The 7,834-nt window shown below is 67.2% G+C and carries 8 protein-coding genes; 6 read left to right on the top strand and 2 right to left on the bottom strand.

Annotated elements, in window-relative coordinates:
• A partial coding sequence (locus QH283_RS11700; RefSeq protein ID WP_280503028.1) for an LLM class flavin-dependent oxidoreductase occupies positions 1-698 on the top strand: 698 nt, incomplete at its 5' end.
• A gap of 36 nt (positions 699-734) precedes the next feature.
• On the opposite strand, the gene QH283_RS11695 is transcribed toward QH283_RS11700, so the two are convergent.
• Positions 735-1,508: a FadR/GntR family transcriptional regulator gene (locus tag QH283_RS11695; protein ID WP_432420712.1), complete on the bottom strand. Its 774-nt coding sequence runs from the start codon at positions 1,506-1,508 to the stop codon at positions 735-737.
• A 183-nt stretch (positions 1,509-1,691) separates the two neighbouring features.
• On the opposite strand from QH283_RS11695, the gene QH283_RS11690 reads away from it, so the two are divergent.
• Genes QH283_RS11690 through QH283_RS11675 form a run of 4 tightly spaced genes read left to right on the top strand, consistent with a single transcriptional unit; the run spans position 1,692 to position 5,196 of the window.
• On the top strand, positions 1,692-2,474 hold the full coding sequence (locus tag QH283_RS11690) for an enoyl-CoA hydratase/isomerase family protein (protein ID WP_086845904.1): 783 nt from the start codon (positions 1,692-1,694) through the stop codon (positions 2,472-2,474).
• A 17-nt stretch (positions 2,475-2,491) separates the two neighbouring features.
• Entirely contained in the window at positions 2,492-3,301 is an 810-nt protein-coding gene (locus QH283_RS11685; protein WP_086845902.1) for an enoyl-CoA hydratase/isomerase family protein, read from the top strand.
• A 33-nt stretch (positions 3,302-3,334) separates the two neighbouring features.
• The gene (locus tag QH283_RS11680; protein WP_115410744.1) at positions 3,335-4,147 is read left to right on the top strand and encodes an enoyl-CoA hydratase/isomerase family protein; all 813 of its coding nucleotides are present in this window, start codon (positions 3,335-3,337) and stop codon (positions 4,145-4,147) included.
• Between the two features lie 5 nt (positions 4,148-4,152).
• On the top strand, positions 4,153-5,196 hold the full coding sequence (locus tag QH283_RS11675) for a phosphotransferase family protein (RefSeq protein WP_086845962.1): 1,044 nt from the start codon (positions 4,153-4,155) through the stop codon (positions 5,194-5,196).
• A gap of 42 nt (positions 5,197-5,238) precedes the next feature.
• Here QH283_RS11675 and QH283_RS11670 read toward each other — a convergent pair whose 3' ends face one another.
• The gene (locus tag QH283_RS11670) at positions 5,239-6,459 is read right to left on the bottom strand and encodes an IS110 family transposase (RefSeq protein WP_086845898.1); all 1,221 of its coding nucleotides are present in this window, start codon (positions 6,457-6,459) and stop codon (positions 5,239-5,241) included.
• Positions 6,460-6,684: 225 nt separating this feature from the next.
• On the opposite strand from QH283_RS11670, the gene QH283_RS11665 reads away from it, so the two are divergent.
• Complete coding sequence (locus tag QH283_RS11665; RefSeq protein ID WP_086845896.1) at positions 6,685-7,716, top strand: DUF7064 domain-containing protein; 1,032 nt, start codon at positions 6,685-6,687, stop codon at positions 7,714-7,716.
• Positions 7,717-7,834: the final 118 nt, after the last annotated feature.

The following is a 7,834-nucleotide window of genomic DNA, read 5'->3' as shown; positions in this document are numbered from 1 at the left end:
CGGCCCGGATGGCCGAACTGCTGACCGTGCTCAAGGCGCTGTGGCGCTTACACGAGGGGCCGGTGCATCACGACGGCCGGTTCTATCAGGTGCACGTGGTGCCGACGGCCGAGGTGCCCGAGCCGGTGCGGCCGGAGATACCGATCTGGATCGCCGGGGTCAATCCGCTGATGCTTCGGACTGCCGGGCAGTACGCCGACGGGTTGATCGGCCATCCGATGTTCACCGCGGAGTACGTGGGTGGTCCGGTGGCCGAGCAGCTCGCGGCGGGCGCTGCTCGCGCGGGGCGCGACCCGGGCACGGTAACGGTGATGGGCATCCGCATGTGCGCGCTCGATGAGGACGTCGATATCGCTCGCAGGCAAGCTGCTTACGCCATCGGGCAGTACGCCGCCTCCCACGTCTACGACCGGCTGTTCGAACTGCATGGATGGAGTGCGCATCAGCAGCGCATCCGGCAGGCGGCTCGCGAACGCGACCACGACGCACTCATCGGCGCGGTTACCGACGAGATGATCGACACCATCGCCATCGCCTGCCGACCGGACGATTTCCCCGCGGCGCTCGCCCGCATTCCGGCGGGCTTCGATCACCTCGACCTCATCGCGCCGCCATGGGGGCTGACCGACGCGCAGACCCGGGTCACCAATACCGCGATTCTCGCCGGTCTGCGGCAGCACTTGGCCGCTAAGGCCTGACCGGGGGACGGGCACATCTGCCCGTCCTGTCGGTCTTCAGGAGGCGCCGAGATCGATCTCGGTGCGTTGCTCGACCTGGACCACGGCCTCGGCGTAGCCGTGCACGTGCTTGTTCATCCGGCGCGTCGCTGCGACGGGATCGCCGGCCCTGATCGCGTCGGTGATCGTCTTGTGGGCCCGGTAGGTCGTCTTGCGCACGTCGTCGTCGACGAACGCTTGGTTCTCGGTCGAGCTGTAGATGGCCTTCGACAGCGCGGTCATGAATCCGGTGAGCAGCTCGTTGTGGCTTGCGGTCGCGACCGCAAGGTGCCACTCCACGTTGGCCTGCAGGAAGTCCTCGAGCGGCAGCGTGAGATCTCCGATGGCGATATTGGCGGCATCGAGCGCCGCGAGATCCTCTTCGGTGCGGTACTTGGCCGCCAGGCCGGCGCAGGCGGGCTCGATCGCCTCCCGGGTCTCCAGCAGAGCGGTCAGCCGCAACTGCTGGCCGCGGATCAGCAAGCTGACCGAGGTGGCGACGGAGTCGCCGCCGGGCTGCTGCACGAAGGCGCCACCGGAGCGGCCGGTCTTGATCACGATGAGGCCCTGTACCTCGAGGATCCGCAGCGCCTCGCGGACGGTGGTGCGGCTCATCTGGGTCTGTACGACCAGTTCACGTTCCGGCGGCAGGGCGGTGCCGGAGGGGAATTCGCCGCGCAGGATACGCTCGCGCAGTTCGTTGGCGAGGACGTCGGATGCCTTGGGTACCTGCATCGGCTGCAACCGGACCGGCTGGCGCGCCGTCATGCCAGGCGAGGGCGACTCGACCATTACCACCTGCTTTCTGCATTTGGTCTTACCTAAATCTATCAGGTGGTAGGCCAGGAAAGCGACTTGACATGCAACTATACTTTTGGTCATACCAAATTAATGGTTGACTCAAACTTCGGTCGAGTCTAGTTTGCAGGGAGGGAAGGCCGGCGACCGGCGAGGATTCAGCGAGATGAGGGCGACATGACGGACCGGGCCGCAGAGGTGGTCACGTGGGAGACCGTGCAACCGGGAATCACCGTGGTACGGATGCAGCGTCCACCGGCCAATGCGCTGGGTGTGCCGCTGCTCGAGGGGCTGCACGCCGCGATGGACGCCGCGGAGAAGGCGGGAGATGTCAAGGTGATGGTGATCGCCTCGGCGCTGCCGAAATACTTCGCGGCCGGTGCCGATATCAAACATCTGTCGTCGATCGATGCGGCAGCGTTCACCGCTTACGGCGACCTCATGCGCCAAGTCAACGATCGGCTTGCGGCCGCGCCCTGGATCTCGGTCGCCGCGGTCGACGGCGCCGCTCTCGGCGGCGGGCTGGAACTGGCGATGGCGGCCACCCTGCGCGTGGCGGGCGCCGGCGCCCGGTTCGGACTGCCCGAGGTCAAGCTCGGCCTCATCCCCGGCGCAGGCGGAACCCAACGCCTGCCTCGCCTGGTCGGCCGGGGTAGGGCGCTCGACATCATGCTCACAGCGCGCCAGGTCGGCGCGGAGGAGGCCTATCGGATCGGATTGGCCGATCGGCTGACCGACGGCGACGTTCTCGACGCCGCACTGCAGTTCGCTGCCGAGTTGCTCGGCCCGTCGCTGCCCGCGCAGCTGGCGGTGATCCGCACAGTGGACGCTGCCGGTGACCTTCCGCTGGCCGAGGGCGCCCGTTATGAGGTCGAGCAGATCCAGTCACTGTTCGAGGAGGGGGAGGCGGCCGAGGGCATCACCGCTTTCGTCGAAAAGCGCACCCCCGATTTCCGCTGATCGCAGAGGAGACTGTTGTGAAGACACTGGACGATGGATTCGAGACGCTGCTCGTGGAGGAAGTGCGGCCGGGAATCGTGGTGGTGACGCTGAATCGGCCCGACTGCTACAACGCGATGACCAACACCATGTTCGTCGAACTGGAGCGCCTCGCCTGGGGGCTGGAATCCGAAGACAGCTGCCGCGTCGTGGTGCTGACCGGCGCGGGCCGGGCGTTCTGCTCGGGCTACGACCTCGCCGACGCCGACGCCCTGCCTAATCTGGGTGCGCTCGGCATGCTCGACCAACAGGAGCGCGCCGCCCGTGCGCTGAGCGCGATCCGTTCGCTGCGGGTTCCGGTCATCGCAGCAGTGAACGGGCCGGCCGCCGGGGGTGGGCTCGCGCTGGCGCTCGCGGCGGACATCAGACTCGCAGGCCGTGCGGCCAAGTTCAACGCGGCGTTTGTGCGCATCGGGCTGTCCGCCGGTGATCTCGGCACCTCCTGGCTGCTGACGCGGCTGATCGGCCCGGCCAAGACCAGCGAGATCTGCTTCACCGGACGGATCGTGGAGGCACAGGAGGCGGGCGAGCTCGGCATCGTCAATTCGGTGCACGAGGACGATGTGGTCGCCGCGGCGCTGGCGCTGGCCGAGCAGATCGTCGCGAATTCGCCCGGTGGCGTGCAGCTGTCCAAGCGCGCCTTGCAGGCCAACCTCGAGGTCGGCTCCTATGCCACCGCCCTCGAACTCGAGAACCGGGGACAGGCGCTACTCACCCGCAGCCCGGATATGGCCGAGGCGTTGAACGCGTTCAAGGAAAAGCGTGTTCCGCAGTTCCAGGGCAACTGAAACCTCCCGCGACACCAGCAGACAGGCTGCGACATGACCATCGATTTCCCCGCACTCGAGACGCTGACCTTCGAGGAGGCCGAACCGGGAATCGGGATACTACGGATCAACCGTCCGGACCGCATGAACTCCCAGACGGTGCGAATGTTCCACGAATATCTGGCGGCGGGCCGGGCACTGCGCGACAGCGGTTTGCGCGCGCTGATCGTCACCGGGGCCGGTGAGCGTGCGTTCTGCGCCGGCTTCGACCTCGACGAGATCCATGTCATCACCGAGATGGGGGTGCGGGAATTCCTGAAGTTCCAGGAGGTCGCGACCGGAGGCATCCAGTCGATCCGGCATCTGCCCTTCCCCGTGATCGCCGCCGTCCACGGCCCGGCCACCGGCGGTGGGCTGGCGCTGGCGTTGGCGTGCGACATCCGCATGGCGGCGCCGACGCTGAAGATGAGCGCCGCATTCGTGAAGGTCGGCCTGTCCATCGGCGAGCTGGGCACCTCGTTCAACCTCGCCCGGCTGGTGGGTCCGGCCCGGGCGGCCGAGATCGGTTACACCGGCCGCATCGTCGAGGCAGAGGAGGCCTTGCGCATCGGACTGGTCAATCATGTGTTCCCCGCCGACCGGTTGCTGACCGAGTCGCTGGCGATGGCCCGCACGATCGCGAAGAATTCACCCGGCGGTGTGCGGATGTCCAAGCGTGCCATCCAACGCAATGCCGAGATCGGTTCCTATGAGGCAGCACTCGAGCTGGAGAACCGTGGCCAAGCGCTGCTGACCCGGACCGATGACATGCCCGAAGCGCTGGCGGCCTTCAGGGAGAAGCGCCTGCCCGAGTTCACCGGCCGGTGACCGCGTTGGCTTGGGACTGGACCTCGCAGACGCGCGGCGATCTGGCGCGATTCCTCGCAGACCGCGCAATCCTGGATGGCCCGATCACCACCAGGGCTATCGGCGACGGCCACTCCAATCTGACCTTCCTCGTCGGTGACGGTATCCGGCAGGTGATCGTGCGCCGCCCGCCGCCGCCGCCGATTCCGCCCGGCGCGAACGACATGCTGCGCGAGGCGAAGCTGCTCACCGCGTTGCACTCGACAGCGGTGCCGGTGCCGGAGGTGCTCGCCGTCGCCGAGCAGGGCGAGGTGCTCGACGTCCCGTTCTATGTAATGAGTTTCGCGCGTGGCCCGGTGGTCACCAGCTGCACTCCCGCACCACTGGACACACCCGAACAGCGTCAGGCCGTGGGCAACGACCTGGTCGACACCCTCGCCGCGTTGCATGCCGTCGATTGGCGCGCCACAGGTCTGGAACGCATGGGGCGACCCGAGGGCTTCAATGCCAGGCACCTGCAGCGGATGCGCCGGCTGGTAGCCGACGACAACGGTGATCCGCCAGCGGAATTCGCCGATATCGATGCCTGGCTCGTGGCGAATACGCCACCGGAGTCGGGAGCGACGCTGGTGCACTGCGACTTCCGCATCGGCAATGTCGTGCTGGCTCCGGACACGCCCGGCCGCGTCGCGGCCGTTCTCGACTGGGAACTGGCCACTATCGGTGATCCACTGCTGGACGTGGGCTATCTGCTCGCCACGGTTCCTGAGCCGGGGCGACCGATGAACCCCACTGCCGAACTCGGCGCCGCGATGCTCGAGCCCGGATATCCGTCCAAAGACGAACTGGCGCAGCGCTACAGCGTCCGCACCGGCCGCGACCTCACGAACGTCGCCTGGTACACGACGCTGGCGCTGTGGAAGCTGGCCGTGCTCTACGAGTACAGCCGCCGCCGGGTGCTCGACGGCATCGGTGACCCCTACTACGCCGATCCCGGACTGGTCCGGCGTTTCCTCGACGACGCCCGCCGCAGCGCGGGTATCGCGGAGGCCGACACAGTCCGCCGGTAACCCCGCGGGCGCATTCCACAACAAGGAATCTCAATGACGATGTCAAGCCGCGACAGGGACTCCGTTGACGCTCGGGGGCTTGGTGTCGAAGAGTCGGTTGTCGCGCAGCAGTGCCCACAGCACATCGACCAAGCGGCAGGTCAGAGCTAGGAGGGCCTGGGTGTGAATGAGTCGTTCATTTCGTTTGCGCTGGTAGAACGTTCGCGAGGGTCCTTCGTTCTTGATCGAGGACAGGGCGGCCATGAAGAACACGCGCCGCAGCCGCCGGTTGTAGCGTTTGGGCCGGTGCAGGTTGCCGCTGATCCGGCCGGAGTCACGTGGCACCGGTACGAGCCCTGCGTAGGACGCCGGCCGGCCCGGGGTGGTGAACTCGGCCAGGGCGTCGCCGCCGGTAGCGACGAGGAACTCGGTTCCCAGGTGCGGGCCCATGCCGGGCAGCGACTCGATGATCGCGGCCCGGGGGTGTTCGCGGAAGCGGGCGGTGATCTGCTTGTCGAGGTCCTTGATCTCGCGATCCAGGTCGAGCAGCTTGGTAGCCAGCCGCTTGATCAGCGCGGCGGTGGTGGCCTCGCCTGGCACGGCGATGTCCTGGGTCCTGGCGGCGGCCACTGCTTGGGCGGCCATCGCGTCGATACCTTTACGCCAAGCCCCGTTTTCGGTGAGATGCGTTGTAACACCGTTGATTCCCGCAGCTCGGATCTCGGCTGGCGTGCACAATCCGGCGACCAGGATCAGTGGCGAGCGCGCCGAGTAGTCGAACGCGGCCTCCAAGGCGGGAAAGATCGAGGCGAGCATGGCGCGCAGCTGGTTGACCCCGCGCACCCAGTCTCCCATCAGGTCGGTGCGATAGCTCGACAGCTGGGTCAGCTCGGCGATCAGCTCGTCTGGCGCGGTCACCGGTTGCAGGTCGGTGCGCATCCGAGCCGTGTCGGCGATGACGCGGGCATCCTTGGCGTCGGTCTTGCCCTCACCACGGAAGATTCCGGTCATGGTGGCCACCATGCGGCCAGGCACATAGACCACCGACTCACCGGCACTCAGCAACACCGTGATCAGCAGCGCGGCCAGCGGACTGGTCAGATCGATCGCCCACCGCACCTCGACACCGGTCTCGCGAGCACGATCGATCACCGCCTCGATCGCCCGCTGATCGTTGCCGAGCTTGCCAGACCAGCACACCTTGCCGGCCTCGTCGACCACGCACACGTGATGACCAGCCTTGCCGATATCGATACCGACCCAGACCCGTTGGCGCAGAGTCACTCGCACACTTCCGTTCAACCAAACCAAGCCCGTGGACAACCCCGCCATCAGGTCCCTAACCAGCGACGAACCGCATCAGATCTCAATCAGAGGCCGGAGCGTCCAGCACGGCGGGGCGGCCATTCCTTGGGAGCCACAACAGCTGCAAGCAATCATCAGCCACACCCCACCGTCCTGGGCATCCAGGGCACCGACCCCAGACACCCACAAACTTAGGGAGCATTCATGGCGATCACCCGAGAAGCGGCGGGAACCTTCCACGACCCCCTGGTCGGCCCGGACGAAACCGGCCTTCCCGATGGGTTCTTCGACCGGCTCATGTTCAACCTGCATCCCGTCGACGCGTTGGCGCCATCGCTGATCACCGGCTTCGGCATCTACCCGGGCAAGGACACCTCCGACGGGTTCGTCGTCGTCTCCGACCGCGCCGAGCAGCGCAACCTGCGGTTCTCGACGGTGCTCGGCGTCGGCGGCCGCGCCGGGGCCGGACCGCTGCGGGTGGAGGTCGTCGAACCGAACCGGGAGTGGCGGCTGCGCCTAACGCCCAACGAGATCGACGTCGAGTTCGATCTCACCTGGCGCGCGCGGACCCCCGCCTGGTTCGGCACGATCGCGGTCACCAACGCTTCCACGCAACGCACCGCCTTCGATCATCTCTTCCAATCCGGGCGGTACCAGGGCACGCTCACCATCGACGGCGTCGGCACCCGGGTGGACGGCTGGTACGGGCAGCGGGATCGTTCCCGCGGGGTGCGGACCATGTCCGGCGGTCAGGGCCTGCACATCTGGTATCAGGCGCAGTTCCCGGAGTTCGCCGTCGGCTTCCTGCTCGTCGAGACCCGCACACACGAGCGGCTGCTGCTCGAAGGGGCGATCATGGCAGAAGACGGCACCCTCGACCCGATCATCGATGTGCGGCACGCGCTCGAGTTCACCGACGGTCTGGACCTGACCGGCGGACAGGTCGAAGTGCGTACCGCCTCGGGGCGCAGGCATCTGATGCACGCCGACGCCGGTGTCGGCGGCGGTTACATGGCAGGCGCCGGATACGGTGGGCACCACGGGATCTCGCACGGGCTCGACCACATCGAGTCCGACCGCTACCCGCTGGACGGCTCGATCTCGCCGCGCACCCTGGACTCGGCGTTGACCGACCGGCTGTGCGCCTTCGATCTGGACGGGGTGGCCGGGGTGGGCATTTTCGAGTTCGCGCTCTCGCGCAGCAACTCCTACCGTTACCAGCCTTCGCTGCGCTGAAATCGGCAGACGAAAAGGGGGGCCTGCGGACGGATAGGGTGGGGCCCCTGATGGGGGGGGGGGGGTTACCCCCGACGCGGGGGGGTGGGGGGCGAGGGGGGCGCCCGGGGGGGTTTGT

Origin of the sequence: Nocardia farcinica, assembly GCF_029867845.1 — a bacterium.
GTDB classification, from domain to species: Bacteria; Actinomycetota; Actinomycetes; order Mycobacteriales; family Mycobacteriaceae; genus Nocardia; species Nocardia farcinica_A.
This window is presented reverse-complemented; position numbering and strand designations above follow the sequence as displayed.

Coding starts and splice junctions, on each gene's coding strand:
- QH283_RS11695 (WP_432420712.1), bottom strand. CDS start 1,508: ATGGTCGAGTCGCCCTCGCCTGGCATGACGGCGCGCCAGCCGGTCCGG.
- QH283_RS11690 (WP_086845904.1), top strand. CDS start 1,692: ATGACGGACCGGGCCGCAGAGGTGGTCACGTGGGAGACCGTGCAACCG.
- QH283_RS11680 (WP_115410744.1), top strand. CDS start 3,335: ATGACCATCGATTTCCCCGCACTCGAGACGCTGACCTTCGAGGAGGCC.
- QH283_RS11665 (WP_086845896.1), top strand. CDS start 6,685: ATGGCGATCACCCGAGAAGCGGCGGGAACCTTCCACGACCCCCTGGTC.